This window comes from Streptomyces sp. NPDC001832 (assembly GCF_040297265.1).
Taxonomy (GTDB): domain Bacteria; phylum Actinomycetota; class Actinomycetes; order Streptomycetales; family Streptomycetaceae; genus Streptomyces.
Map to the genome: position 1 here is coordinate 105,066 of NZ_JBEOYU010000009.1, position 25,416 is coordinate 130,481.

Consider the following 25,416-nt stretch of genomic DNA (forward strand, 5'->3'; position numbering starts at 1 on the left):
GTGCCCATGGATCTGACCATTCTTTACCGCGGTCCGCTCGCGTCCTGCGACTACGACTGCCCGTACTGCCCGTTCGCCAAGCGGCGCGACAGCCGGGAGCAGCTGCGCGCCGACCGCGCCGCGCTGGAACGGTTCACGGCGTGGGCCGCGGCGCAGACAGGCGACCGGATCTCGGTCCTGTTCACCCCGTGGGGCGAGGGTCTGGTTCGCTCCTGGTACCGGCGTGCGTTGGTCGAGCTGGCGCAGTTGCCGCACATCGGCAGGGTCGCCATCCAGACCAATCTCAGCAGCCGTACGGGGTGGCTGGCCGAGGCGGGTGACGCCGGCCGCGAGAAGATCGCGCTCTGGTGCACGTACCACCCGGGGCAGACGCCGTACGAGCGATTCCTCGCCAAGTGCCGGGAGCTGAGCGCGCTGGGCATCCGCCACAGCGTCGGTGTCGTCGGTCTCGACGACCATCTCGACGAGGCAAGGCGGCTGCGTGACGCCCTGCCGGGCGAGGTCTATCTCTGGGTGAACGCCTTGGAGGGGCACACCTATACGGACGAGGAAGCGGGCCGCTGGACGGCCCTCGACCCGCTCTTCCCGTACAGCCGGCATCCGCACCGGTCGGCCGGGCTGCCCTGCCGGACGGGCGAGTCGGTCATCTCGGTGGACGGCGACGGGAGGGTGCGGCGCTGCCATTTCGTCCCGGCGGAGCTCGGCAATCTCTACGACGGGAGCTACCGGCGCTCTCTCGGCCCGCGGGCCTGTCCGCTGGCTGTCTGCGACTGCCACATCGGCTATGTGCATCTGGAGACGCTGCCGCTGTACGACGTCTTCGCGGGCGGTGTGCTGGAACGGATACCGGCGCCGCCGTTGTCGTCCCTCGCCGGACGGACCTCTTGTTGAGTGGCCACCCGGCCCATGGGCCGGGTGGCCACTCGGTCTATGAGGTGGCTGGGTTGATTGTCCAGGTGTTGCCTGTGTGGGTGAGTCCGAGGTTGATCAGTCGGCGGAGGTTGAGGGCGGCGGCTCGGGTGTGGAGCCAGGTGTTGTTGGCGATGGTGCCGCGGTCAGGTCGTGGTGGGGACGGATGGTCAGGATGCGTCCGGCTTTGGCCTTGGTGCACCGCTCGCGTAGGGGACATGCGGTGCACAGGTTCCCGAAGGCGGCCTTGCGCTGGTTGTGCTGCCCGCCGACATCCGACAGGGGACGGTGTGTCCAGCGGGGCAGGTCACCGTTGCGGCGGCGGTGTCGATGACGAAGTCGTCCAGGGTGAAGCCCCCGGGGACGGCGGGCCGTAGCGGGGCGGGCTTGAAGAACAGCCGGTGGCCTGCTGCTTCGAGGGCCTGGCGGGCCTCGCCAGTGGAGTAGGCGATGGCGCCGAAGGCGTCCACCGGTCCGTCTTCCTCGGCGAGCAGCACCCACGCCTGGCAGAACGCGTTCCACCGGCTCGCCTGCTGCTACGAGCGGCGCACCACCGTCATCGACACCTTCTTCGACCTCGCCGACACGATCATCACCGTCCGTAGCCTGATCCGGCAGGCATGGGCCACCCACCACTGGGAGGAACGCCCCCGACGCCGACCATGACCTGCCGCCTGTCCGCGAGGCCTCTCAAGACCATCGTCAGGCGCCCGCGCGGGAAGATGGGTATCGGCAGAGGACCAGTACTCCACGCGATCTTGATGCCAGCCGGAGGGGTAGTCAGTGCGCCTCCGTGAGTGCCTGCTCGTAGGCTGCCTGAAGGAGTTCGGAGGCCCGGGGGTGGTCGGGGTTCGGGCGGGGAATACCCAGGTGCACCTCGCGGAGTTCGTCCATGAGGTCCTCCCAGAGATGCGGGCCGCCGTCCTCCAAGAGGTGAGCGCGGACGCTGAGTTCGGGTGTGGTCGGGCGGTGCCGCATTCCCCAGGAGCCGAGCGCGACCATGATGGGGACTGTCTGGATGCCCGCTTCTGTGAGGCTGTAGGTCGCTCGACGTCCTCGTTCAGCCTGCTCCTGCGTGAGGAGACCGCCGGCGACGAGGGCCTTGAGACGGCTGCTGAGGATGTTCGACGCGATCCCCTCCTCGGAGTGGCTGAGCAGCTCGCGGAAGTGTCGGCGCCCGCCGAACATCACGTCGCGCAGGACGATGAGGCTCCACTGGTCCCCGAGTGCCTCCACCGCCGCGTTGACCGCGCATCCGGACCGCGGTTTGTCTCGCATGCCCACCTCCAGTGATTGCATTCTGCCATCACCGAGTCTAGGCTCGCCCACGGCTAGTGATTGCAGTTCGCAATCACAACGCTTCGAGGGTAGGAGTCCGTGCAATGTCGCGCGTGAGGGTCCATAACTTTTCCGTCTCTATCGACGGATTCGCCACGGGTGAAGGGCAGAGTCTCGACGCCCCGTTCGGCCACGCCGGCACGCGGCTCCATGAGTGGTTCTTCCCGACCAGGACCTTCCAGCAGATGCTGGGCAAGCCGGACGGGAGCACTGGGGTCGACGACGTCATCGCCAGCACCTGGGATGTCGGCATCGGAGCGGAGATCATGGGCCGCAAAAAGTTCGGCCCCCAGCGCGGGCCATGGAAGAACGACGACTGGAACGGCTGGTGGGGGCCCAACCCGCCCTTCCACACCCCGGTTTTCGTCCTGACCCACCACCCCCGCCCCTCGGTGGAGATGGAGGGTGGCACCACATTCCACTTCATCGACGCCACGCCGCAGGAGGCACTCCGTCAGGCGCGCGAGGCCGCAGGTGACCTGGACGTGAGGATCGGTGGCGGGCCGACCACGATCCGCGAGTTCCTCGTCGAAGACCTCATCGATCATCTGCACATCGCCGTCGTCCCGATCGTTCTGGGCCGTGGCGAGCGCCTGTGGGACGGACTCGAAGGACTCGAGAAACGCTTCCAGGCCGAGTCCGTGACGACCCCCAGCGGCGTCACGCACATGACCTTCACCCGGCCGTAGCAACCGCCTGCACAGGGGCAATCGGCCTCGGTCTCCCACCCCGCACGCTCCGAAGGCCGACAGGACGAACATCACTTCCAGGCACAGCACCACGTTCGCCGTCGACACGGCCGGCCAGGGCGCGCCGCTGATCCTGATCGACAGCGCCTTCAACGACCGCGCGACCGTGGCCGGGCTCGCCAACATGATGCCGGTCGTTGACCTTCACACCCTCCCGTGCGCAAACGGTCCAGCCCAGGCGGCGCAGCGCCATCCACGCGTTCGACGGCAGCTTCCTTCGCCCGGGGTCCTCACCGTGGGCCAGCGTGTCCACGTCGGCGGTGTTCCAGTGCTCGGCCAGCGCGCTTCGGTCATGCCCGCCACGAGGCCGGCACACGAGCCCACCCGTTCCGCCAGAGCAGCGCAGGTGAGGACTTCGCCGGTCTTTTCGTCCACGCCCGACCGGGCGAGGGCGCGGGCACAGGCGGTGCGGGAGATCTCGCCGTCGGCGAGGGGCGGTTCTCCTTCAGGCCAGAGCCACGGTCCCGGACGACCTTGAGGATCTCTCCGGCAGAGGTGGCCCGAAGCTCCTGCTCCTGGGTTTCCAGACAGGACTCCTGTCCCAAGGGGCCGGAGACGCGCACATACAGAACCTCCCGACGGGGCGGGAGGATGCGGAGGCGCTACCGCGCTTGCCGTCGATGGCCCACTGGCGAAGCGTCATCGGGTGTATCCCGAGACGCTTCGCCGCCTTGGACGTGCGCAGCAACTCCATGCACGCAACTGCATACGCACAAACGCTAGGGATAACTAACGAAGTTGATGAGCCTATGAGCCTAGAGCGGCAGGAGGTCCGGCCGCTTCGCCTCGACACGGTCGCCGGAGGACTCGCCTCGCAGCCGCCGTCCGATCCACGGGACCAGGTACTCGCGTGCCCAGTGGATGTCGTCGCGCCGTACTTCGAGTACGCCGCGCTGCGCCTGCGGGGGCCATTCCTGGTCCGGGTCGGCCGGCACGTCGATGCCGAGGACCTGGGCGGCGCGCAGCGCGACCCTGGTGTGTCCCTCGGGCGACAGATGGAGCCTGTCGTCGTCCCAAGCGCGCCTGTCCTGAACGGACCGTAGCGACCACAGGTCGAGGACCGGGCAGTCGTAGCGGTCGGCGATGGACCGCACATGCGCGGTGTAAGTGGCGATCTTGCCGCGCAGATGCCGCAGCACGGGAACGCCTCGGGTATCGAAGCCGGTGGTGACCAGGACGATGCCGACCGATTCGGTCAGCTCGGCGACCGCGCGCTCGAAGCGCTCGGCCACGTCGTCGGGATCGGTGCCGGGCCTGATGATGTCGTTGCCGCCCGCGCAGAAGCTCACCAGGTCGGGTGCGAGTTCCTTGGCGCGCGGCACCTGCTCCTCGACGATCTGGTCGAGGAGGCGCCCGCGTACGGCGAGATTGGCGTACCCGAAATTCCCGTGAGCGGAGCCTTCGGTGCTTGTCCCCGCATCGGGCTCAGGGAGCTGGTCCGCGAGAAGTGTCGCGAAACGGTCCGCCCAGCCGACGAAGGTTCCGTCGGGGCCGGGGTCGCCGACTCCCTCGGTGAAGCTGTCGCCAATCGCTGCGTACGACTCGATGACGCCATGCCGGTTGATGACGCCACGTTGATTTTTTTTCGAATCGTCTGCCACGAACGCTTATCCTGCACCGTCGAATGTGACCTACGCGACCGTAATAAGAGGTTGGGGGCGAGATGGACGGTCCGGTCAGGTTTCGGCAAAGGGGGGAATAGGCCCGACCGGCAAATGGGGTGGGAGAAGGGGCAGTGCGCCGCTGCACACCGCCCCTTCTGTGTTGCTCAGGTCATGCCTTGTAGCTCAGGTCATGCTTTGCTGCTCAACTGCCCGGCCGTTCGGCTCAGACATAGATGCCGTGCGAAGCCAGGTAGGCGACCGGGTCGATGTCCGAGCCGTACTCCGGGCCCGTGCGGACCTCGAAGTGCAGGTGCGGGCCGGTGGCGTTGCCGGTGGCGCCGGAGAGGCCGATCTGCTGACCGGTGCTCACGGTCTGGCCCGCGGAGACGGAGATCGAGGACAGGTGGCCGTACTGCGAGTAGTGCCCGTCGGCGTGCTTGATGACGACCTGGTTGCCGTACGCGCCACCCCAGCCGGCAGTGACGACGGTGCCGGAGGTGATGGCCTTCACGCTGGTGCCGGTGGAGACGGGGAAGTCGATCCCGGTGTGGCTGCCGCTGGACCAGTTGGAGCCGGAGGCGCGGTATCCGGTGGTGTGGTTGCCGGGCACCGGGTGGCTGTAGCCGGAGCTGTTGCTCTGACTGGCCGGGGCGGAGGTCTCGGACTCCGTGACCGTCGAGGCCTTGTCCGGGGCGGACTTGGCCGGGGCGGACTTCTCCGCGGCCGACGAAGGCGCAGAGGGTGCCTTCGGCGGGAGGGACTCGCCCGTGTCGGCACCGGTGCCGAGCGTCAGCTTCAAGCCCGGGAAGATCAGGCTGGGGTCTTCGCCGACGGCCTGGCGGTTGTCCTCGTACAGCTTCTGCCAACCGCCGTTGATCTCGTGCTCAGCGGCGATCTGCGACAGGGAGTCGCCGGAGACGACGGTGTACGTCGTGGTGGCGGCCTGCTTCTGCGCGGCCGGCTTGGCCGGGGCTGCGTGGTTGGCGGCGGAGGCCGACTGCGGCGCGGCGGTCGGGGCCGAACCCTGCGCGGCGTGGGCACCAGTGGCACCGAGCAGTGGCAGAGCGATGACGGCACCCCCGGCGCTGGCGGCGGCGACGCCACGGGCGATGGCGCTGGACTTCGTACGACGATGCTTACCCGATGTGGGCATGACGTGCTTCCTCTCCGGCGCCTGCGAGGTGAGCTGTCGGGTTCGGGCTGGAGATGCCCGGCCGCGCCGAGCGCGACTTCACCCCGAGCCGGCCGGATTTCTCCGATCGGCGGCCTACCTGGTTCCCCCGCTCCTGCCACGCGATGAGTGGGTGCGAATTCCGGGCGGCGGCAGGATTAGGCGGTCCGCCCGGATTGACGGCGACCGTAAGCGAGTCGGGACGGAGAGAACAAGCCACGGGTTCCGCACCGGAATCCGTGCTCGGAAATCGGTGCGGAATTCCGGTCACACTCCGTGGATTAAGGATCTTGCCTTTCCGCGCCACGCACGGAATACCCGACCGCCCCGCCAGCACAGAACGTCACGGATATGACTCCGCTCACGAGAGGGCAGCCATCTCCCTTACGAGCGGGGCACATTGTGACAAATGCGCCCATTACGGACATGTCATGCTCATCATTCGCGTCGGAGCCTCAGGACCCGCGCGTCGAGATCGCCCCGAAGCCCGGTGTGCAGCCCCCGATGCAGCAGTACCGAACCGTGGTTCACCACCTCCGTATCCAGGCAGGTGTACGTTGCTGCGGGGTCGAGCCCACGCAGCGGCAGGGCCCAGGGCCGCTTCCCGCGCCTCTGCGCCTCCAGCCACATCAGGACCTCGGTCTCGCCCCCGTGGACGTACTGGACCGCGCCGAGTCCGCCGCGCGGGCGCGCAGCCGGTGCAGCGCGCCGCGCTGCACCGCCCGCCGGATCTGCTTGTAGAGATTCACCCAGGCCCGCGCCTCGGCCAGCTTCTCCTCACTCCACTCGGTGAGGTCCCCGCCGACCCCGAGGCACACCGGCCATCGCGCTCACGAAGCAGCGGTTGAAGTCCCATTTCACATAGTCGACGGGCGCGCTGGAGAGCAATGTGTCCAATTGCTCCCACAGATAGTCCTGTACATCGGTGCGGGCCGGATTGAGTACCAGTTGATTACGGAACTCGGTCCGTGCCGGCCCTGGGAAATGCTGCACCCAGTCGGGGCGTGCGCGATAGAGATCGCTGTCGGCATTGACCATTTCCGGCTCGACCCAGCTACCGAACTGCATGCCGAGTCCGTGCACTTCGTCTGCGTGTGATCGCAACGTGGCCGGAAGCCCTTGGATGGGGTCTCCCCTGCTCGAACGAAGCTGAGAGCTTGGGGAAGTGCCGGGCATCGCGACAGGGAAAACCTTGCCGGTCGCGGCACTAGGTGATCAATTCCAAGGGATACCTGCGGAGGGTGTGGGGTGGGCGGCGGCCGAAACCACCGCGAGACGGTCAGGCGGCAGGCTGCCGGCCCTGGTTGTCGAGGTCGCAGCGGGCGGTCAGGCGTCAGGGTCGACTTCGGGGTGCGTGAACCGCACGGGCTTGCCCAGCGACCGGGCGTAGGCGATTTCGGCTCGGGTGCTGTCTCCGATGTAGTCGCCGACTACGAGCACCTCATCAGCGAGCCGGATCTTCGCTCGGTGCAGATCGTCGAGTCGAACCTTCAGCGCCTCGGCCTCGACAGGATCGGACCAAAGTTCGTGCGGCGACTTCATGTCACAGCCCGGTTTGACGACAATCTTTCCGGCTTTGGTCTCCCGCAGATCGGCCTCGGTCATCTCGGTCATGAAGCGGGTGGAGCCGCAGATAACGACGATACGCGGGAGGCTCAGCTGCTTCTTCGCGTCGGCGAGCCTCTCCTCGGGGGTGAGCAGTTGCGGGTATGACACTGGTTCCTCCTGGTGGTGTGGTCCAAGGGGTGCCTGCGGAGACGAGAACGAGGGTGTCCAAGATCGTTTTGTGACGAACGACGTGGACACCCTCGCGACAGCACTCTATGCGACGACCGACGACATCCTGAAGGAGCATCCTGGGCTGGTGGTCACCCTCGCCACGATGCAGGCCATACTCGGCTTCACCTCCGAGGCCAAATGGCTCCGCCATGCCCGTGCCCACCTGCGCCACCTCTTCCCCTACCTGCCCCAGCAGCCCGGCTACAACAAGCCGCTGCGCAAGGCCGCCGGTCTGATGCGAAGCGTCAACCGGATCCTGGCCGCCACCACCTCGGTGTGGAGCGACGACGTATGGGTCGTGGACTCCACCCCGGTGGAGTGCGGCCGCTCCCGCGAGACCGTCAAACGCTCCGACCTGGCAGGCTGGGCCGAATACGGCTACTGCGCCAGCCACAGCCGCTTTTTCTGGGGCCTGCACCTGCACCTGGTGTGCACCCTTCAGGGCCTGCCCATCGCCTTCGTCCTGACCGGGGCCAAGGCCGACGAACGCGAGACCCTCCTTGACCTCCTGGCAGCCGAATGCGAGCTTCTGCGAGAGCGCCCCCGACAGACTCTCATCGGCGACAAGAACTACTTCGGCCGTGGTTTCGAACGCGAACTGTCCGAGCGTGGAGTCCAGTTGCTGCGGCCGGCCCGTAAAGGTGAACGGGAACGGCCTGGTGCAGCACTGTTCAAGCCGCTGCGGCAGGTCATCGAATCGATCAACGAGACCTTCAAGGGACAGCTTGACCTCGAACGGCACCGAGGGCGCACACCCGGAGGTGTCATAGCCCGCGTCATGCAACGCATCCTCGCGCTGACCGCCGCGATCTGGCACAACGACGCGACCGGACAAACCGTCCTACGCTCACTGATCGCCTACGATCACTGACCCCTTGGAATAGATCATCTAGCGGCTTCAGCCCGCGGCAGAAGCGGTCCGGAATGGGCGTCAGTCACCGAGCCCTGCCCGCTCGCTGATGCGCTGCCCGAATCACGCGTCGTCCACGACGAACAGCTCGACGCCCACCGCGGCGGCGCGCTCGGCGAGGGCGTGCTGCTGCTCCTGCGAGACCGCCCGGCGTGGCCGACGGTGGCCCATCGCTCGATCACATCGGAGTCGTCCCGCATCCGGGGAGGGCGAGTTCACGGAAGTATCGACAAGCAAAGGCCGAGATGATTGCCTAAGGAATCAATGTCGTATCGTCGCGGGAGTGGCCTTGTCGGCGACTCGCGCCGGCACCAGATACTCCAGGAGTCACCGTGACGCAGCAGTTGCCGCAGAGCCCGTCGACGGAACCCGAGCTGGCGGGTGTCCGCAACTTCCGCGATGTGGGCGGACTGCCCACCGTGGACGGCCGGCGGGTGCGGTACGGACGGCTCTTCCGCAGCGGTCACCTTGCGCACGCCACCGCCGAGGACACCGCCTTCCTCGGCGGTCTCGGTCTGCACACGGTCTTCGACTTCCGCAATGCGGCCGACCACCGGCTCGACGGCCTGGATGTGGAGTTGCCGGGCGTGCGGAATGTGAGCATCCCGCTCTCCGACCCCGCCGACGGCGCCGAGTTCTGGCGGATGGTCCGCGACGGCGATCTGAACCAGCTGCGCTCGGTCCTGGCCGACGGCAAGGGAGCGAACCGGATGATCGCCTCGTATCGCGCGATCATCCGGGACCGTACCGCCGAGCACAGCCGGGTCCTGCACGCCCTGGCCGAGGACAGCGTTCCCGCGTTGATGCACTGCGCGGCGGGCAAGGACCGGGCCGGTCTGTCCATCGCGGTGTCACTGCTCGCGGTCGGCGTCGAGCACGATGCGATCGAGGCCGACTACCTGAAGTCGAACGACGCCCACCGCCGCTACAAGGTGCGCCGCAGCGACACCTCGGCGGACGGCATGTCGGCCGAGGTGATGGAGCTGCTCAATCCGCTCTTCGGCGCGCACGCCGACTACCTCGCTGCGGCCTTCGCCACCATCGAGGAGACCTGGGGCAGCACGGACCGCTACTTCTCCGAGGGCCTGAAGCTCGCGCCCGAGACCCGTGAACGGCTGCGCGACCGGCTCCTCGCCGAGGCGTAGCCGGACCCGCCCGTCGGCGGTGGTCAGCCTTCGCCGGCCACCGCGAAGAGCAGGTAGAGGAAAGCCGCGAAGATGTGTCCGGCGATGAGATAGGCGACCAGCCGGATCACCACGCCGCGCGGAAATTTCCGCTCCTGGGCTTCGTAGTTCTTTCTCGAGCCGAGCGGGTCGAAGTTCTCTGAATCGGACATGACAGTCCTCTCTGGCGACCGGACGGGCCGGTCTCAGCGGCGGTGGATACCGCTGCCGAGGCACAGCTCGGCGGCGGGGCTCTGGAGCAGGGTGTGGACGAAGAGGAGCTCGGATCCGTCGCGGTCCACAGCGGCGATCCGGTGCGGGGTGAGCGAGTCGAAGTGCGCGCTGTCACCGGGGGCGAGATCGTACACGGTATCCCCGAGCGTGACCCGGAGGTGGCCGGCGAGCACGTACAGCCACTCCTCACCGGGGTGGACGCGCACGAGATCGCCCTGTGCCCCGTACGGAACCCGGACGCGGAGCGCCTGCATCGCCCGGCCGGATCCGCCGGCCTGCTGATACATCCAGCCCCAGCCGTCGGCCTCGGCTCCCTCGTACCTCCCGCCGCGGATGATCGCCTCACGTTCCGGGGGCGTCTCGCCGAGCAGTTCGGAGACCGTCGTACCGTAGATCCTGGCAAGACCGAGGAGCATCGGCAGCGAAGGCTGCCGACGGCCCGTTTCGAGCCGGGAGAGATGGGCAGGTGAGAGCCCCGCCCGCTGAGCGGCGGTCTCCAGGGTGAGACCACGGCTGCGGCGCAGATCGCGCAGGCGCGGCGCGACCTCGGGCAGCTCGTCGGCCACCCCTCCGTCCGGAGTGTTCATGTACCCATTGAGCCAGGAGTTTTCCTCCCAGGCAAATTCCTTGCCTATGAGGTAAATGCGCCCGGAAGGCCCCTGGGGTCAGCGGTTGGCGACGGCCTGCTTCACCAGGGTCCTGCCGAAGTCCCACATCAGCCCGCCTCCACTGTGCGCATCGTCCATCACCGCAGTGAACGCCGTGACGAACCGGTCGACGTCCGGCTCCCCGATCACCAGCGGCGGAATCAGCTTGATCACTTCCAGATGATCGCCCGAGACCTGTGTGAGGATGCGGTGCTTCTGCAGCAGGGGCACCACCACCATCTGCGCGAAGAGGCCCTTGCGGGCTGCCTGCAGCATGGTCCAGCGGCTGCGCAGCTTCATGGACGACGGCCGGCCGAACTCGATGCCGATCATCAGCCCGCGCCCGCGTACCTCGTGCAGCAGCTCATAGCGGTCGACCAGCGCGGCCAGCCGCTCGCGCAGCAGATCACCGGTGCGGCGCGCGCCCGCGACGGTCTTCTCGTCCTCCATCACCGCGAGGACCGCGAGCCCGGCCGCCATCGCCTGGGCATTGGAACCGAAGCTCGCGGAGTGGACCAGGACCCGGTCCATCGACGAGTAGACGCGTCTGAAGATCCAGTCCTTGCCGACAGTCGCCCCGACCGGCACATAGCCGCCGGAGAGGGCCTTGGCGACACAGACCAGGTCGGGTTCGACACCTTCCTCGTGCTGATACGCATAGAAATCGCCGGTCCTGCCGAGGCCGGTCTGCACCTCGTCGGCGATGAGCAGTGCCTTGTGCTTGTGCAGCAGTTCCTGCGCGTCCGGCAGAAAGCCGGGGGGCGCGGCGTGGACGCCCTTGCCCTGGATCGGCTCGACGACCAGTGCCGCCACATCGCCGCGCTTCAGTTCCCGGCGCAGTGCGTCGAGATCACCGAGCTCGATGGCGGTGTCCGGCAGCAACGGTGCGAAGCCGTCCCGGAAGCCGCTCTCCCCGTTGACCGAGAGCGAGCCGGCCGTCAGGCCGTGGAAGGCGTGGGTGCAGTAGAGGATCCTGGGCCTGCCGGTGGCGTACCGGGCGAACTTCAGGGCGGTCTCGACGGCCTCCGTACCGCTGTTGCCGAAGAAGACCCGGTCCAGGTGCGGGCTGTGCGTGAGCAGCTTCTCGGCCAGCAGCCCGGGCAGCGGCTGGCAGTCGAAGCGGGTGAGATCGGCGAGCGAGGCGTCCAGGACGTCATGCAGGGCCTTGCGTACGACGGGGTGGTGCCGGCCGAGGCCCATCACGCCGAATCCGGCGAGCATGTCGAGGTAGTCATTGCCGTCCGCGTCCCAGAAGTGCGCGCCCTCAGCCCGTTCGTAGACCTTGTCGAAGCCGATGGTGTGCAGCATGCGGGGCAGTTGGTGGTTGAGGTATTTCGTATGCAGCTCGTAGCGCTCGGCTCCGCGCTCCGCGAGGAGCCGAGCCAGCTCGAAGCCCTTGGGCCCGTCGGCCGTCATGCCCCGCTCCGCTCGGTCATTGCCGCTGCTTCCTTGGCGCCCAGTACGGCGCTGATGCGCCCCGCGATCTCGACCGGTGTGAGCCCGATGTCGGCCAGCACCTCGGTGCGCTTGCCATGGGCGAGGAACTGCTCGGGAATGCCGAACGTCCGCAGCGGTACGTCGACGCCGGCGTCCCGCAACGCCTGCCCGACCGCCGAACCGACGCCCCCTGCCCGGCTGTTGTCCTCGACGACGGCGACCAGCCGGTGCCGTTCGGCGAGCGGGGCCAGTTGTTCGTCGACCGGCTTGACCCAGCGCGGGTCGACGACGGTGCAGCGGATGCCGCCGCCCGCCAGCAGGTCGGCGGCCTGCAGACAGACCGGGGCGAGCACACCGACGGCCACGATCAGCACATCGGGGTTGTGCGCCCCGTACAGAACGTCCATTCCGCCGATCCGGTCGATGGCCGGGACCGGCTGCCCCACCGACCCCTTGGGGAACCGGATCACGGTGGGCGCGTCGTCGATGTCGACGGCCTCGCGGAGTTCGGCGCGCAGTTCGCCGGCGTCGCGCGGGGCGGCGATCCGCAGCCCGGGGACGACCTGCAGCATGGACATGTCCCACACCCCGTTGTGCGAGGGCCCGTCGGGACCGGTGACCCCGGCCCTGTCGAGGACGAAGGTCACCCCGCACTTGTGCAGCGCGACATCCATCAGCAGTTGGTCGAAGGCCCGGTTGAGGAAGGTGGCGTAGACGGCGACGACCGGATGCAGTCCGCCGGTGGCGAGTCCCGCCGCGGAGACCGCCGCGTGCTGCTCGGCGATCCCGACGTCCCAGACCCGGTCGGGGAACGCCGCGGCGAACTTCGTCAGTCCGACGGGGTGCAGCATCGCCGCGGTGATGGCCACGACATCCGGCCGCTCCGCGCCGATCGCGGCGATCTCGTCCCCGAACACCGAGGTCCAGGAGGGCTCTGAGGACGGGGCGAGCGGTGCGCAGGTCAGCGGGTCCATCGCGCCCACGGTGTGGAAGCGGTCGGCCTCGTCACTCAGCGCGGGCGGGTAGCCGCGACCCTTCTCGGTGAGGCAGTGCACCAGCACCGGGCCGTGGAAGCGTTTCGCCCGGTGCAGTGCGAATTCGACGGCCGCGATGTCATGACCGTCGATCGGCCCGACGTACTTGAGCCCGAGGTCCTCGAACATGCCCTGCGGGGCGAAGGCGTCCTTGAACCCCTTCTTCGCACCGTGCAGCGACTCGTACAGCGGCTGTCCGATGACGGGTGTCTGCTGGAGCACGCTCTTGCCCCACGACAGGAAGCGCTCGTATCCGTCGGTGGTACGGAGGGTGGCGAGGTGGTTGGCGAGACCGCCTATCGTGGGGCCGTAAGAGCGCTCGTTGTCGTTGACCACGATGATCAGCGGCCGGTTCCTCGCGGCCGCGATGTTGTTGAGCGCCTCCCAGGCCATCCCGCCGGTGAGGGCCCCGTCACCGATGACGGCCACGACATGGTCGCTCCGCCCCAGCACCTGATGGGCCTTGGCGATGCCGTCGGCCCAGCCCAGGACGGTCGATGCATGTGAGTTCTCGATGACGTCGTGTTCGGACTCCTCGCGGGAGGGATAGCCGGACAGGCCTCCCTTGCCGCGCAGTTTGGAGAAGTCCTGCCGCCCGGTGAGCAGTTTGTGCACATAGCTCTGGTGCCCGGTGTCCCACAGGATGTGGTCCACGGGCGAGTCGAAGGCCCGGTGCAGGGCGATGGAGAGCTCCACCACCCCCAGGTTGGGCCCCAGATGACCGCCGGTCCTCGCCACCGCCCGGACGAGGAACTGTCTGATGTCCTCGGCGAGTTCGACGAGTTGTGCTTCGCTCAGCGCCTTGAGATCGTGCGGCCCCCGGATGTTCTCCAGAATCGTCACGCTCGGGCCCCTCTCTGGTTCTGTTCCAGCTCACGGTGACGGCGGGAACCCCTGCGGTGTCCCTGCGTCGTCCATGCCCTCGCGATCTACAGGGCTTCTTCGGTCAGCGTCGCGACGAAGTGGCGGCGCATCGTGACCGGCCGGGCCGGCAACTCGGTGAGGCCCAGGGCGACCGGTTCTCCAGCGGTCATGACGTCACCCGTTGCCGGAGATGGTCTCGCGCATGGCGCGCAGGGATTCCTTCAGCGATCCCATGGTGGCGAGGACGGCGGTCGGTTCGTAGCCGCAGTGCGCCATGCAGTTGGCGCAGCGCTGGTCCTTGCCCCGGCCGTACTTGTCCCAGTCGGTCTCCTCGATGAGTTCGCGGTACGTCGGGACGTACCCGTCATTCATCAAATAGCAGGGCCGCTGCCAGCCGAAGATCGAGTAGTTCGGGATCGCCCATGCGGTGCACGGGAAGTCCGCTTTGCCCTCCAGGAAGTCCAGGAAAAGCGGCGAGTGGTTCAGCCGCCAGCGGGACCGGTTGCCGCCCGCGAACGACTTCTTGAAGAGTTCTCGGGTCTGCTCGACGCCGAGGAAGTGCTCCTGGTCGGGTGCCTTCTCGTAAGCGTAGGCGGGCGAGATCATCATTTCGTCGACCTTCAGATCGTCATTGAGGTAGTTCAGGACCTCGATGACGGTCTGCGGGGTGTCGGTGTTGAAGAAGGTGGAATTCGTGGTGACCCGGAAGCCGCGGCGCTTGGCCTCCTTGATCGCCGCCACCGCCTCGTCGAACACGCCTTCCTTGGCGACCGATTCATCGTGCCGTTCGCGCAGCCCGTCGATGTGCACGGCAAAGGCGAAGAACGGGGAGGGCGTGAATTTCTCGATCTTCTTCCGCAGAAGCATGGCATTGGTGCAAAGAAAGACATACTTCTTGCGTGCAACCAACTGCCGGACGATTTCGTCGATCTGCGGATGCATCAGCGGCTCACCGCCCGCGATGGAGACCATCGGGGCACCCGATTCGAGAACGGCACCCACAGCCTGGGCTACGGGCATGCGCTGCTTGAGCACTCCCGCCGGATGCTGGATCTTCCCGCAGCCCTCGCACGCGAGATTGCAGGCGAACAAAGGCTCCAGTTCCACAATGAGCGGGAATTTTTCCCGCTTGCGGAGCTTCTGTTCAATGAGGTACGTCGCAACCTTGATGGACTGACGGAGCGGCATGGCCATCTGGCTCACCTCCTGGGGAGCAGCAAAGATCGGTGCCATTCGTAGAAAGCCGGCAGGACGGCACGGAGAACATGGAAAGCCGATATTCCACCGCGGATCGTGCCGATGCGGACGAGCTCATGCTCCGGAGCGTCCACGACCACCCGGACGGCCGCAACCGGGCGTGGCCCGGACCGCAGAGCGGCGCGAAGAGTGGCGGCGGACTCCATGTCCACCGCGATCGCTCCGGTGGCCCGCAACTCGGCCCGCTCGTGTCCGCGTACGACATGGGCGGAGCCGGTCAGCGGACCGGTGTGGACAGTGCGGCCGGGCACCGCCCTGGCGAGGGCCCCGGCGAGCAGGCCCGTGCCTGTGCAGTCCGTCGAGTCCCCGGCTTCCCGGGTCTCGGCGGCGACCACCAGGTCCCCGGGGTGCATGCCGGGTGACAGCCCAGCACAGAATCCGGAGGCGAGGACCACCGTGCCGGGCGCCCGGTCCTGGCCGAGCGCCCGTAGGACGGCCGCCTCGGCCGCCTTGGGGCCCATGCCCGTGCGGAGTACGGTCACCGGGCCCGGGGCTTCGCCGGCCCTGCCTCTGCCGCTGCGCAGGGCGAATTGCTCGATACCGAGCGCACAGGCGATCAGCAGCGGTGCTGGGGGGCCGGCCGGCCCCGGACCATCCCCCATCAGGCCCCCTTGCGGGTGACCGTGCGATCGGCGAACGGTTCGCCGTACACGTACCGTCCGAGTGCGGTGAGCGGGAAGACCTGCCGGTAGAGGTGGTAGTTGATGGAGAAGTCCCAGGGGAACCCGGTGCCGGTGAAATACGGCTCGTCCCACGATCCGTCGGTCTGCTGCGTCTCGCTGAGCCAGGACACTCCCCGTTGCACGGCCCTGCTGTCCCGCCGTCCTGCGGCGAGCAGTGCGAGCAGTGCCCACGCGGTCTGGGAGGCGGTCGAGGCACCTCGCCCGATCCACTTGTCCTCCTGGTACGAGCGCAGGTCCTCGCCCCAGCCGCCGTCGTCGTTCTGTACGGACTCCAGCCAGCCGACCGCGCGGCGGATCGCCGGATGCGTGGTGGGTAATCCGGCGGCCATCAGTGCGGGCACCACCGACCCTGTGCCGTATACGTAGTTGACGCCCCAGCGGCCGAACCAGCCGCCGCTGGCGTCCTGTTCGGCGAGCAGCCACTCGACACCGCGCCGGGTGGCGGGGTGCCGGGACCGCCCCTCGACGGCGAGCATCTCCACCACGTGCCCGGTGACGTCGGCGGACGGCGGGTCGATGACCTCGCCGAAGTCGGAGAACGGAAGGCGGTTGGGGAACGGACTGGTGTTGTCCGCGTCGAACGCGCCCCAGGCCCCGTTGCGGGACTGCATGCCGAGGTTCCAGCGCACTCCGCGCCTGATGGCGGCCTCGATGCGAGCCGGGTCGGGGTGGCGGACCCGGCGCAGCGCGAGGACCACCTCCGCGGTGTCGTCGATGTCGGGGTAGTTGTCGTTGTGGAACTCGAACGCCCAGCCGCCCGGGTTGAGCCGGGGACGGCGCACGGACCAGTCGCCGGGCCGGACGATCTCCTCGCCGAGCATCCAGTCCGCGGCCTTCACCAGCGCCGGGTGGTCGGGGCTGACGCCGGCGTCGGCCAGCGCGATGGTGGCGAGGCAGGTGTCCCAGACCGGGGACTGACAGGCCTCGATCATCCGGGCGCCGTCCTCTCGCCAGACGGCGAACCGGTCGAGCGAGGCGAGTCCGGCCCGCATCACCGGGTGGTCCAGGTCGTAACCGAGCAGGTGCAGGGCGATGACGGAATACACGGCGGGCGGCTGGATGCCTCCCCAGCAGCCGTCGTTCTCCTGGCGTTCGATGATCCAGCGGGCCGCGACGTTCATGGCGGTCCGGCGCAGCTTGCGCGGTGCGATCCGGTGGTACGCGTGCAGCGCCTTGTCCAAGCGCTGGAAGACTCCCTCCCAGCTGGCCGCCGGAGCGGGGCGCCTGGGCGGGTTCGGATGGCGCGGATCGGTGTGCAGCTCGTCAAGGGCGAAGGGGGCTGGGCGTACGGGCCGCCTCGCCGAGACGATGGTGAGCGGCACGATGGTCTGGCGGGCCCAGCAGCCGAAGTCGTAGATGTTGAGCGGAGCCCATTTGGGGAAGAACATCAGCTCGGGTGGCATCGCTGGCAGATCGTCCCATTTCCACCATCCGAAGAGGGCGAGCCAGATCCGGGTGAAGACGCGGCTCGCCGCGATACCGCCCTGTTGCCTGATCCAGCCCGAAGCGCGGGCCATGTGCGGCTCGTCCGGCCGGTCTCCGGCCAGCCGGAGTGCCACGTACGCCTCGATGGTGGTGGAGAGTTCGCCGGGGCCGCCGTGGAAGGTGGCCCAGGTGCCGTCACCGCGCTGTTCGCCGCGGATGAAGCGGCCGGCCGCCTGAACAGTGGCCTGGTCCTGGATGCCGAGGAATTGACGGAGCAGCAGGTCCTCGGCGTCCATGGTGACGTTGGTGGCGAGGTCGCCCTTCCACCAGCCCTGCTCGTCCTGTCTGCCGAGGAGGTGCTCCACCGAGCGTTCCGCGGCCCGCCGCGCGGCTGCGAGTACGTCGTCCGCGGCGATCGTTGTGTCGGTCGGATTACTGGCCGAGGCTGCGCGGGGGCTCACAGCCCCGGTGCTTCCGTCGGTCGTCGCTGTCATGGCTTCCCCTTCGTGCAGTTGTTCCTCTGCTGTGCTGGGGTCTCCGTCGGCCGACGCCCGGTGCGGGCGCCGGCCGGCGACTGCGAGTCATATGAAGCAGACGGTGATCATCTCTTTCGTACGACGACGAAGTTCGCGAGCTCTGTAAGCTGCGTCCGCACGGTCTGCGGCATGTCGACCCGGTGCAGTGCCTCGATGGCGACCGCATGCTGTCGACGAGCCTCCTGGGCTGTCCATTCGCGGCCGCCCGCCTCCTCGATGAGCGCCGCACGGGCGGCGAACTCTTCTTCGGAGAAGCTGTCGAATTCACTGCTCTTGGCGTCGGCGGCGAGCAGTTCACCGAGGCGCTCGGAAGCCGTTCCGCCTGCGGCGAGCGCGGCGACGACCGGCAGGGACTTCTTGCGCTGGCGCAGATCGCTCCAGGTCTGCTTGCCGGTGGACTCGGGGTCGCCCCAGATGCCGAGCAGGTCGTCGACGGCCTGGAAGGCGAGACCGAGGTGGTAGCCGTACGCCTCCAGGGTGTCCGCGGTCCGGTCGTCGGCGCCGCCGAGGATCGCGCCGATTGAGCAGGCGCAGGCCAGCAGGGCGCCGGTCTTGTTGCCCTCCATCTCCAGGCACTCCTCGACGGTGACCCGCTCGCGGTGCTCGTAGGAGATGTCCTGGGCCTGCCCGTCGATGAGCTTGCGGGTCGCGACGGTAAGTCGGCGGGTCGCGCGGCCCGCCTCGACGGTGCCGAGCTCCAGCAGGATCTCGTTGGCGAGCGCGAAGAGCGCGTCGCCGACCAGGATCGCCTGGGCGGGGCCGTGCACCTTCCAGACCGTGTCGCGGTGGCGGCGCTGTTCGTCGCCGTCCATCAGGTCGTCGTGCAGCAGCGAGAAGTTGTGCACGAGTTCGACGGCCACGGCGCCGGGGATGCCGGCCTCGGCGGTGGCGCCGGCCGCCTCCGCGGACAGCAGGGCGAGCGCCGGGCGCACGGCCTTGCCGCCGTCGCCGGCGGAAGGATGTCCCTCGGCGTCGATCCAGCCGAAGTGGTAGGCGGCGACGGTGTCCATGGGTGGTGCGAGCCGGTCAACGGCGGCCCGGAGCACCGGCGCGGAAAGGTCCCGTCCGCGCTCCAGAAGCGCGGTGACGTCCGTGGTGTCGGCCACGGTGTCGAAAGCCGGATTCGCCGGGGTCACTGACTCTCCTCTTGTTCCGGTTGTACTGCTCATGCCGCCTCCTGCAGCGGATGTTCATGGGTGCGGCCGAGCGACCGCAGCGCGGCGTCCGCTGCGCTGAATCCGCTGCGGACGGCACCCTCCATCGTCGCGGGCCAGCCGGTGGCCGTCCAAGCTCCGGCCAGACTGAGACCGGGGGTACGGGTGCGGGCTCCGGGCCGCAGTCGGCCGATGCCGGGAGCGGGGGCGAAGGTCGCCGTGCGCTCCCGGGTGACGAAGAAATCCCTGATCCCAGCCCCGCGGGCAGCCGGAAGGAGCCGCTCCAGCTCGGGCAGGTAGCGCTTTCGCAGCTCGGCGACGGGGAGGTCGATCTCCTCGTCGGCGGCGGACTGGGACACCGCCAGATACTGCCCGGGCCCAGTGAGGCCCGAGGCATCCGTGCGGTCGAAGACCCACTGGACCGGGGAGCCGATCGCGGCGAAGAACGGGCGGCGCAGCACCTTGCGGTCGTAGACGACGTGCACATTGAGGATCGGCGATGTGCCGATGTCGAGCAGCCGCTCCGGCTCATCGAGGGCGCCCTCGGGCAGCAGGTCATGGGTCTCGCGCTGCGGGACGGCGAGGACGACGGTGTCCGCCTCGATCCGTTCGCCGCCGGAGTCGACGATCCAGCAGCCGCCCTCCGTACGGGTGATGGAGGACGCCTTCGTACGCAGCTCGGTGCGTACCCCGGCGGAGTCGAGGGCCTTGCGGGCCAGTGTGTCGTGCACCTCGCCCAGCGGCACGCTGGCCCAGCCGATGTCGGCGGCGCCCGGTTCGGAGAGGAGTCCGGTCTTGAAGACCTTCGCGGCCAGGGCCAGCGAGGAGTTCGGTGCGGTGGCGTTGAGTGTGGCGACGCCGACCAGGTCCCAGAGGGCCTCGATGGCACGCGGCGACTGCCCGTGACGGGCGAGCCAACTGCCGAAGTCAATGGCGTCGAGCGCGGGGTCGTCCGGGTCCAGGCGGCCCAGCGCCAGTGCGGCTCGTCCGACACTCGCCCGCTCGGTGAGCGAGAGATGCGGATAGCCGGCGAGTCCGGCGGCGAGGTGGAACGGCACCGGCAGTGCGTTGCGGCGCAGCCGTCCCAGCCGGGGGCCCACGGGGCGCCCGACGTCGAGAACGGGCACGTCCAAACGGTTTTGCAGCGGCACCAGCCGCGTCCCGTCGACGCGGTCGAGGAACCAGCGGTAGGCGGTGCAGCAGCGCAGATAGACATGCTGTCCGTTGTCGACCGTCAGTTCGCCACGCCGGAAGGAGAAGACGAGTCCGCCGAGCCTGGGCCGCCCTTCGAGCAGGGTCACTTCAAGCCCGGCGTCGGCGAGACGCAGGGCCGCGGTGATTCCGGCGAGTCCGCCGCCGATCACGACCGCGCGGGAGGAACGCGGGGCGTCGTCCGTCATACGTCCTCCTTTTGCCAGGTCACTTCAGTCAGGGACGCGCTAGTACACCAGAGGGTTGACCGCTGATCGAAGCGGCTCTCCGTGATGCACATGTTGCGCGAGATATCCGTACGGCGCATCAGACACGCCCCCTGGCCGTGCGGCGGGAGATGTATCGCGCATCGAGGCCCGACAGTCCACGCACCGCGACGTACGCCTTCTCGTGGCCGGGCAGCGAGACCCGGCCACGCAGCACCGCCTCGGGGTCGCGCTCGATCCGGTCGAGCAGCCGCCGGTAGATGCCCGCCATGGCCGCGACACAGGCGCCGCTGCGCCGGTCCAGCATCGGCAACAGCCGGTATCCCTCGGCGAACAGGGCGCGGGCTCGCCGTACCTCGAAGTGGACCAGGCCCGCGAAGTCGGCGCCGGGCGGCGGGGTGGCCCGGTGGAAGCCGGCCGAGCAGCCGAACTTGGCGAGATCGTCGGTGGGCAGATATGTACGCCCGTTGCCCGCGTCCTCGCGCACGTCGCGCAGGATGTTGGTCAGCTGGAGCGCGAGGCCGAGCGTGTCGGCGTACTCCGCGGCCCGGTCGACGCCCAGAGCGCCCGGTTCCGTGCCGAAGACGCCCAGGCTGAGGCGGCCGATGGCGCCCGCGACACAGCGGCAGTAGACCTTGAGGTCGTCCCAGGTCTCGTACGTCGCACCGCGCACATCCATCAGCACGCCGTCGATGAGTTCATCGAGCCCGCCGAGCGGGAGCGGGAATCTGCCCGCGGCGTCGGCGAGCGCGACGGCCACCGGGTCGGTGTCGTCCTCGTCGATCACGCCATTGCGGATCCGGTCCAGCAGTGCGCGGGTGCTCTCCAGGCGGGTCCGCTTGGTCTCCGGCTTCAGCTCGCCGTCACCGATGTCGTCGACACGACGGGAGAAGGCGTACAGCGCCGACATGGCCCGTCGCTTCTCGGCCGGCAGCAGCCTGATGCCGTACGCGAAGTTACGCGCCTGCTGTCCGGTGACCGCCTCGCAGTAACTGTATGCGGCCTGTACCGGTGCCGACATGTACGTCGTCTTTCCCTCCACGGTCCGGCTCACCCCTCTCTACGCGCTCTTCGCAAGACAACTCCCACTTGGCGCAGCAGGCTGGGCTTGGTGGGCTTGGGTGGTCCGGGCAGTACGTCGAACCCGGCGGCCGCGATCGCGGTGAGGGCGGCACGCCCCCCTCCCACGAATCCGGCGAGAAGCAGCTTGAGCCTGCCGTGGACGCTACCCACCAGGGGGGTGCCTTCATTCAGCAGTTCCCGAGCGCGTTCCGCTTCGTACGCAACCAGCGAACGCACCGATGCGCCTCCCGATGGGGCGGCCAGATCGGATTCGCGGACATGGAACCGCGCCATGTCGTCCGCGGGCAGATAGATCCGGTCGCGGCCGAGGTCCTCGGTGATGTCCTGGAGGTGCTCGATGATCTGCAGGGCCGTGCAGACGGCGTCGGAGCGGCGGATGCGTTCGGGGCTGGCGGTTCCGGTGATCTGCAGGACAAGTCGGCCCACGGGGTTGGCGGAGAGCTCGCAGTAGGAGACGAGGTCCTCATACGTCCCGTAGCGGCGGACCTTCTGGTCCTGCCGGTTCGCCTCGATGAGGCCGAGGAAGGGATCCGGGGTGAGCTCGCAGCGCCGCACAGTGGGGCGCAGAGCACGCAGCAGAGGGTGCCGCGGGCCGTCGCCCGCGGTGTCGAAGACCCGTTGCAGATCCGCCTCGAAAGCATCGAGCATGGCGAGCCGGTCCTCGGTCTGCGCCGGGTCGAGCCCGAGATGGCGGGCGTCAGCGCCGCCGGGGGCGAGATCGCCGTCGCCGATGTCGTCGACGAGACGGGCGTAGCCGTACACGGCCATCAGGTCGTCGCGCCAGGCACCCGGCAGAAAGAAGGGGGCTACGGGGAAATTCTCGTCCGCAGCCTTGTCGAGGGTGCTGGGCACGGCGACATCGGGGTGCGCCTGCCGGATACGGGTCACTGCCGACCGCCCGGCGCTGGGACGGCGTGAGCACCTCGAAGCTGGAGATTTTCCGTCATAGCCGTCACATCTCCCGTTCTACACTGCTGACCCAAAACATCCCATTCCGGACACGCCGCCCGCTCTACCGAGTGCGGAGCGCGCCTGCAGACCGTATGGCCAGGCGGTATCGCCCCACTTGCAACGAATCAGCACCGCTACAGCTTACGTTGTACAACTCTCATCAATACGTCGGGGTGATACGCGCAGAAGAACAACGCACCCTGCCCCGCCAACCTTCCCCGTGCGCAAGGAAATTGACGTCATCCGACGGGAGGAGATCTCGTGCGGGGCGTACCGCCCGGGGTGGTGGGCCCCGCAGGGAGTCCACGATCCGGACACCGAGGCGGCCTCCGCCGGAACTCTCCAGTGGAGGCCGCCTCGGTGTCACGGGGCCCGGAAGCGACTATTTCCCGGTCTCGCGCTCATACGCCTTCAGGACCTCGCCGGTCGGACCGTCCATCAGCAGTTCGCCCTTTTCCAGCCAGAGCACCCGGTCGCAGGTGTCCCTGATGGACTTGTTGCTGTGGCTGACCAGGAAGACGGTGCCCGCTTCCTTGCGGAGCTCCCTGATGCGCTTCTCCGAGCGGATCTGGAACTTGCGGTCACCGGTCGCCAGCGCCTCGTCGATCATGAGGACGTCGTGGTTCTTCGCGGCGGCGATGGAGAAACGCAGCCGGGCAGCCATACCGGAGGAGTACGTCCGCATCGGCAGCGTGATGAAGTCGCCCTTCTCATTGATGCCGGAGAAGTCCACGATGCCCTGGTAACGCTCGCGGATCTCCTCGCGCGACATACCCATCGCGAGACCGCCGAGCACCACGTTGCGCTCGCCCGTCAGATCGCTCATCAGCGCCGCGTTCACGCCGAGCAGCGACGGCTGGCCGTCCGTGTACACCTTGCCGTGCTCGGTCGGCAGCAGACCGGCGATGGCCCGCAGCAGGGTCGACTTGCCGGAGCCGTTGGTCCCGATGAGGCCGATGGCCTCGCCGCGGTAGGCGGTGAAGGAGACGCCGCGAACGGCATGCACCTTCCGCACACCGCGCGACTCGCCCTTGCCACGGCGCAATATCCGGCTCAGCGCCGCGGTGGCGCTCCCCTTCCCTCCACCGGCGCCATTGACCCGGTACACGATGTGCACATCATCGGCGATGACGGTGGGGACACGTCCCGAAGTGTTGTCGTCAGCCACGGCCGTACCGTTCCTCTGCCTTCCAGAAGTACACAAAGCCCACGGCGCCGACGAGGACCGCCCAGGCGAGCGCCACGATCCAGACGTGCGCCGGCAGGTTCTCCGAGCCGTAGCCGTCGATCAACGCGAAGCGGACCAGGTCCATGTAGATGGCCGCCGGGTTGTACTGGAGCACATTGGCGATCCAGTCCGGCTTGTCCTCGAGCATCACCGGGATGGAGAACATCACGCCCGACGCGTACATCCACGTCCGCATGACGAACGGCATCAGCTGGGCGAGGTCGGGGGTCTTGCTGCCGAGCCTGGCCATGATCAACGCCAGGCCGGTGTTGAAGAGGAACTGCATCGCCAGCGCCGGGATGATCAGCAGCCAGGAGGCATCCGGATAGCTGCCGAAGGCCACGGCCACGGCCGCGAGCACGATCATCGAGAACAGCAGCTGCTGGAGCTGCTGCAGCGAGAACGAGATGGGCAGCGAGGCGCGCGGGAAGTGCAGCGCCCTGACCAGTCCGAGGTTCCCGGAGATGGCCCGCACACCCGCCATCACCGAGCTCTGGGTGAAGGTGAAGACAAAGACACCGGTCACCAGGAACGGGATGAAGACATCCTGGGTCATCCCCCTCCTGGTCCCCAGGATCAGCCCGAAGATCAGGTAGTAGACCAGGGCGTTGAGCAGCGGCGTGGCCACCTGCCACAGCTGGCCGAGCTTCGCCTGGCTGTACTGGGCGGTCAGCTTCGCTTTGGAGAACGCCATGATGAAGTGGCGGCGGCCCCAGAGCTGCCGGATGTACTCGAAGAGCCCTGGCCGGGCGCCGCTCACCGTCAGGCCGTACTTGGCGGCCAGTTCGGCCGAGCTCAGGCCGTCGTCGGCGGATGGTGGGGTGCTCAGTGCGACCGCACCATCATGGGTTGTGTCACTCACCAGATGAAACTCTCGTATTCAAGATGCGCAGCCAGTCGCGGGCGCGGCTCGGAGCGGACGGGTCCCGTAGAGAAAAATACGTCTCATGCTCTCAGAGGAGAGCTTCTCAGATCACGGGAGGTCGGCCGAGTCTGGTCAGCCGCCATACCGTGCGCCACCTCATCGGACGGCGCGTTCCGCACGGCGTGGACCAGCCTTCCCGGAAGCCGCCGAACCATGCCTTGAGGGCCGGGCCGGAGGGCTTGCGCAGCAGGGTCAGCAGCAGCCACACGCCGAGGTAGACGGGAACCAGCGGCGCGGGCAGATTTCGCCGGGCCAGCCAGACCCGGTTGCGGGCCACCATGCGGTGGTACACCGCGTGCCGCGACGGAGCGGTCGTCGGGTGGTTGAGAACCATGTCCGCGCGGTAGTCGATCATCCAGCCGGCGTCCAGTGCCCGCCAGGCGAGATCGGTCTCCTCGTGCGCGTAGAAGAACTGGCTCGGCAGCGGCCCGACCTCGGCGATGACCTTGCTGCGTACGGCGTTGGCGCCGCCGAGGAAGGTCGTCACGCGCGAGGAGCGCATCGGATCGGAGGCCCGCAGCCGCGGCACGTGGCGGCGCTGGGTGACGCCGGTGTCGGGGTCGGCGATACGGAAGCTGATGATGCCCAGCTCGGGATCGGACTCGAACGCCTGCCGGCACAGCTCGGCGGTGTCGCTGAGCGGCAGCAGTCCGTCGTCGTCGAGGAAGAGCAGCGCGTCCACATCGGCGCCGGACGGGCCGAATGCCTCGATCCCGACGTTGCGGCCGCCCGGAATGCCGAGGTTCTCCGGCAGCTCGACGGTGCGAACACCCGCAGGAACGTCCGGTACCGGGGCGCCGTTGCCGACGACCACCACCTCGATTCGGTCGCCGTCCTGCTTGGCGACCGAATCGAGGAGGGCGCGCAGCTCTGCGGGGCGGTTGCCCATCGTGATGATGACCGCGCCGAGCTTCATG

At 68.3% G+C, this 25,416-nt stretch carries 23 protein-coding genes, 3 pseudogenes and 1 riboswitch; of the genes and pseudogenes, 5 read left to right on the forward strand and 21 right to left on the reverse strand.

From position 1 onward, the window contains the following. Positions 1-6 precede the first annotated feature (6 nt). Complete coding sequence (locus ABT115_RS10450) at positions 7-891, forward strand: STM4011 family radical SAM protein (RefSeq protein ID WP_351786429.1); 885 nt, start codon at positions 7-9, stop codon at positions 889-891. Positions 892-987: 96 nt separating this feature from the next. On the opposite strand, the gene ABT115_RS10455 is transcribed toward ABT115_RS10450, so the two are convergent. Further along, on the reverse strand, positions 988-1,431 hold the full coding sequence (locus ABT115_RS10455; protein ID WP_351786432.1) for a transposase: 444 nt from the start codon (positions 1,429-1,431) through the stop codon (positions 988-990). Between ABT115_RS10455 and ABT115_RS10460 the strand changes: the two are divergent. Then, positions 1,363-1,575, forward strand: a pseudogene (locus tag ABT115_RS10460) (IS5/IS1182 family transposase); the annotation flags it as partial. The gene ABT115_RS10455 and the pseudogene ABT115_RS10460 overlap by 69 nt on opposite strands. Positions 1,576-1,689: 114 nt before the next feature. Here ABT115_RS10460 and ABT115_RS10465 read toward each other — a convergent pair. Next, the gene (locus tag ABT115_RS10465; protein WP_351786435.1) at positions 1,690-2,187 is read right to left on the reverse strand and encodes a winged helix-turn-helix transcriptional regulator; all 498 of its coding nucleotides are present in this window, start codon (positions 2,185-2,187) and stop codon (positions 1,690-1,692) included. A 104-nt stretch (positions 2,188-2,291) separates the two neighbouring features. Here ABT115_RS10465 and ABT115_RS10470 point away from each other — a divergent pair, with 104 nt between their 5' ends. Further along, complete coding sequence (locus ABT115_RS10470) at positions 2,292-2,936, forward strand: dihydrofolate reductase family protein (RefSeq protein ID WP_351786437.1); 645 nt, start codon at positions 2,292-2,294, stop codon at positions 2,934-2,936. A gap of 815 nt (positions 2,937-3,751) precedes the next feature. Here ABT115_RS10470 and ABT115_RS10475 read toward each other — a convergent pair. From ABT115_RS10475 to ABT115_RS10490, 4 genes and pseudogenes are all read right to left on the reverse strand, one after another. Beyond that, entirely contained in the window at positions 3,752-4,597 is an 846-nt protein-coding gene (locus ABT115_RS10475; RefSeq protein ID WP_351786439.1) for an SGNH/GDSL hydrolase family protein, read from the reverse strand. 226 nt (positions 4,598-4,823) lie between these two features. After that, positions 4,824-5,753 (reverse strand): M23 family metallopeptidase, encoded by a 930-nt coding sequence (locus tag ABT115_RS10480; protein WP_351786442.1) that lies wholly within the window; start codon positions 5,751-5,753, stop codon positions 4,824-4,826. Between the two features lie 3 nt (positions 5,754-5,756). Continuing rightward, positions 5,757-5,913, reverse strand: a riboswitch (cyclic di-AMP (ydaO/yuaA leader). 296 nt (positions 5,914-6,209) lie between these two features. Continuing rightward, positions 6,210-6,884, reverse strand: a pseudogene (locus tag ABT115_RS10485) (GH36 C-terminal domain-containing protein); the annotation flags it as partial. Positions 6,885-7,097: 213 nt separating this feature from the next. Continuing rightward, positions 7,098-7,487, reverse strand: coding sequence for a hypothetical protein (locus tag ABT115_RS10490; protein ID WP_099506786.1), 390 nt, complete (start codon positions 7,485-7,487; stop codon positions 7,098-7,100). A 70-nt stretch (positions 7,488-7,557) separates the two neighbouring features. On the opposite strand from ABT115_RS10490, the gene ABT115_RS10495 reads away from it, so the two are divergent. After that, positions 7,558-8,421 (forward strand): IS982 family transposase, encoded by an 864-nt coding sequence (locus ABT115_RS10495; RefSeq protein ID WP_351786445.1) that lies wholly within the window; start codon positions 7,558-7,560, stop codon positions 8,419-8,421. Between the two features lie 13 nt (positions 8,422-8,434). Here the strand turns inward: ABT115_RS10495 and ABT115_RS10500 are convergent. Continuing rightward, a pseudogene (locus ABT115_RS10500) lies at positions 8,435-8,604 on the reverse strand (alpha-galactosidase); the annotation flags it as partial. A gap of 188 nt (positions 8,605-8,792) precedes the next feature. On the opposite strand from ABT115_RS10500, the gene ABT115_RS10505 reads away from it, so the two are divergent. After that, positions 8,793-9,605 (forward strand): tyrosine-protein phosphatase, encoded by an 813-nt coding sequence (locus tag ABT115_RS10505; RefSeq protein ID WP_351786447.1) that lies wholly within the window; start codon positions 8,793-8,795, stop codon positions 9,603-9,605. A 23-nt stretch (positions 9,606-9,628) separates the two neighbouring features. On the opposite strand, the gene ABT115_RS10510 is transcribed toward ABT115_RS10505, so the two are convergent. From ABT115_RS10510 to ABT115_RS10575, 14 genes are all read right to left on the reverse strand, one after another. Then, positions 9,629-9,796 carry a DUF6126 family protein gene (locus ABT115_RS10510; protein WP_351786449.1) on the reverse strand — a complete coding sequence of 56 codons (168 nt, stop codon included), beginning with the start codon at positions 9,794-9,796 and terminating at the stop codon, positions 9,629-9,631. A 33-nt stretch (positions 9,797-9,829) separates the two neighbouring features. Further along, positions 9,830-10,444 (reverse strand): helix-turn-helix domain-containing protein, encoded by a 615-nt coding sequence (locus tag ABT115_RS10515; RefSeq protein WP_351786452.1) that lies wholly within the window; start codon positions 10,442-10,444, stop codon positions 9,830-9,832. Positions 10,445-10,522: 78 nt separating this feature from the next. Next, the gene (locus ABT115_RS10520) at positions 10,523-11,920 is read right to left on the reverse strand and encodes an aspartate aminotransferase family protein (RefSeq protein ID WP_351786454.1); all 1,398 of its coding nucleotides are present in this window, start codon (positions 11,918-11,920) and stop codon (positions 10,523-10,525) included. Continuing rightward, entirely contained in the window at positions 11,917-13,818 is a 1,902-nt protein-coding gene (dxs, locus tag ABT115_RS10525) for a 1-deoxy-D-xylulose-5-phosphate synthase (RefSeq protein WP_351786457.1), read from the reverse strand. Before dxs ends, ABT115_RS10520 begins: the two co-directional genes overlap by 4 nt. A 195-nt stretch (positions 13,819-14,013) precedes the next feature. Further along, positions 14,014-15,033, reverse strand: coding sequence for an adenosyl-hopene transferase HpnH (gene hpnH, locus ABT115_RS10530; RefSeq protein WP_351786460.1), 1,020 nt, complete (start codon positions 15,031-15,033; stop codon positions 14,014-14,016). A gap of 5 nt (positions 15,034-15,038) precedes the next feature. Further along, complete coding sequence (locus ABT115_RS10535; protein ID WP_351786463.1) at positions 15,039-15,698, reverse strand: phosphorylase family protein; 660 nt, start codon at positions 15,696-15,698, stop codon at positions 15,039-15,041. Next, positions 15,698-17,698, reverse strand: a complete 2,001-nt coding sequence (gene shc, locus ABT115_RS10540; RefSeq protein WP_351786466.1) for a squalene--hopene cyclase — start codon at positions 17,696-17,698, stop codon at positions 15,698-15,700. Before shc ends, ABT115_RS10535 begins: the two co-directional genes overlap by 1 nt. A 107-nt stretch (positions 17,699-17,805) precedes the next feature. Then, positions 17,806-18,909 (reverse strand): polyprenyl synthetase family protein, encoded by a 1,104-nt coding sequence (locus ABT115_RS10545; protein ID WP_351786469.1) that lies wholly within the window; start codon positions 18,907-18,909, stop codon positions 17,806-17,808. After that, positions 18,906-20,294, reverse strand: coding sequence for a hydroxysqualene dehydroxylase HpnE (gene hpnE, locus ABT115_RS10550; protein ID WP_351786472.1), 1,389 nt, complete (start codon positions 20,292-20,294; stop codon positions 18,906-18,908). Before hpnE ends, ABT115_RS10545 begins: the two co-directional genes overlap by 4 nt. Positions 20,295-20,412: 118 nt before the next feature. Then, entirely contained in the window at positions 20,413-21,333 is a 921-nt protein-coding gene (hpnD, locus tag ABT115_RS10555; RefSeq protein ID WP_351786475.1) for a presqualene diphosphate synthase HpnD, read from the reverse strand. Positions 21,334-21,362: 29 nt separating this feature from the next. Further along, on the reverse strand, positions 21,363-22,283 hold the full coding sequence (hpnC, locus tag ABT115_RS10560) for a squalene synthase HpnC (RefSeq protein ID WP_351786478.1): 921 nt from the start codon (positions 22,281-22,283) through the stop codon (positions 21,363-21,365). A gap of 445 nt (positions 22,284-22,728) precedes the next feature. Beyond that, positions 22,729-23,514 (reverse strand): ABC transporter ATP-binding protein, encoded by a 786-nt coding sequence (locus ABT115_RS10565; RefSeq protein WP_351786480.1) that lies wholly within the window; start codon positions 23,512-23,514, stop codon positions 22,729-22,731. Next, positions 23,507-24,436: an ABC transporter permease gene (locus ABT115_RS10570; protein WP_351786483.1), complete on the reverse strand. Its 930-nt coding sequence runs from the start codon at positions 24,434-24,436 to the stop codon at positions 23,507-23,509. The genes ABT115_RS10565 and ABT115_RS10570 overlap by 8 nt, the downstream gene beginning before the upstream one ends. A gap of 106 nt (positions 24,437-24,542) precedes the next feature. Beyond that, the gene (locus ABT115_RS10575; RefSeq protein WP_351786649.1) at positions 24,543-25,415 is read right to left on the reverse strand and encodes a glycosyltransferase family 2 protein; all 873 of its coding nucleotides are present in this window, start codon (positions 25,413-25,415) and stop codon (positions 24,543-24,545) included. Between the last annotated feature and the right edge of the window lies 1 nt (position 25,416).

Coding starts and splice junctions, on each gene's coding strand:
- hpnE (WP_351786472.1), bottom strand. CDS start 20,294: ATGACGGACGACGCCCCGCGTTCCTCCCGCGCGGTCGTGATCGGCGGC.
- ABT115_RS10545 (WP_351786469.1), bottom strand. CDS start 18,909: ATGAGCAGTACAACCGGAACAAGAGGAGAGTCAGTGACCCCGGCGAAT.
- ABT115_RS10575 (WP_351786649.1), bottom strand. CDS start 25,415: ATGAAGCTCGGCGCGGTCATCATCACGATGGGCAACCGCCCCGCAGAG.
- shc (WP_351786466.1), bottom strand. CDS start 17,698: ATGACAGCGACGACCGACGGAAGCACCGGGGCTGTGAGCCCCCGCGCA.
- hpnH (WP_351786460.1), bottom strand. CDS start 15,033: ATGGCCATGCCGCTCCGTCAGTCCATCAAGGTTGCGACGTACCTCATT.
- ABT115_RS10520 (WP_351786454.1), bottom strand. CDS start 11,920: ATGACGGCCGACGGGCCCAAGGGCTTCGAGCTGGCTCGGCTCCTCGCG.
- hpnD (WP_351786475.1), bottom strand. CDS start 21,333: ATGTCGGCACCGGTACAGGCCGCATACAGTTACTGCGAGGCGGTCACC.
- ABT115_RS10480 (WP_351786442.1), bottom strand. CDS start 5,753: ATGCCCACATCGGGTAAGCATCGTCGTACGAAGTCCAGCGCCATCGCC.
- ABT115_RS10450 (WP_351786429.1), top strand. CDS start 7: ATGGATCTGACCATTCTTTACCGCGGTCCGCTCGCGTCCTGCGACTAC.
- ABT115_RS10470 (WP_351786437.1), top strand. CDS start 2,292: ATGTCGCGCGTGAGGGTCCATAACTTTTCCGTCTCTATCGACGGATTC.
- ABT115_RS10535 (WP_351786463.1), bottom strand. CDS start 15,698: ATGGGGGATGGTCCGGGGCCGGCCGGCCCCCCAGCACCGCTGCTGATC.
- ABT115_RS10510 (WP_351786449.1), bottom strand. CDS start 9,796: ATGTCCGATTCAGAGAACTTCGACCCGCTCGGCTCGAGAAAGAACTAC.
- ABT115_RS10465 (WP_351786435.1), bottom strand. CDS start 2,187: ATGCGAGACAAACCGCGGTCCGGATGCGCGGTCAACGCGGCGGTGGAG.
- ABT115_RS10515 (WP_351786452.1), bottom strand. CDS start 10,444: ATGAACACTCCGGACGGAGGGGTGGCCGACGAGCTGCCCGAGGTCGCG.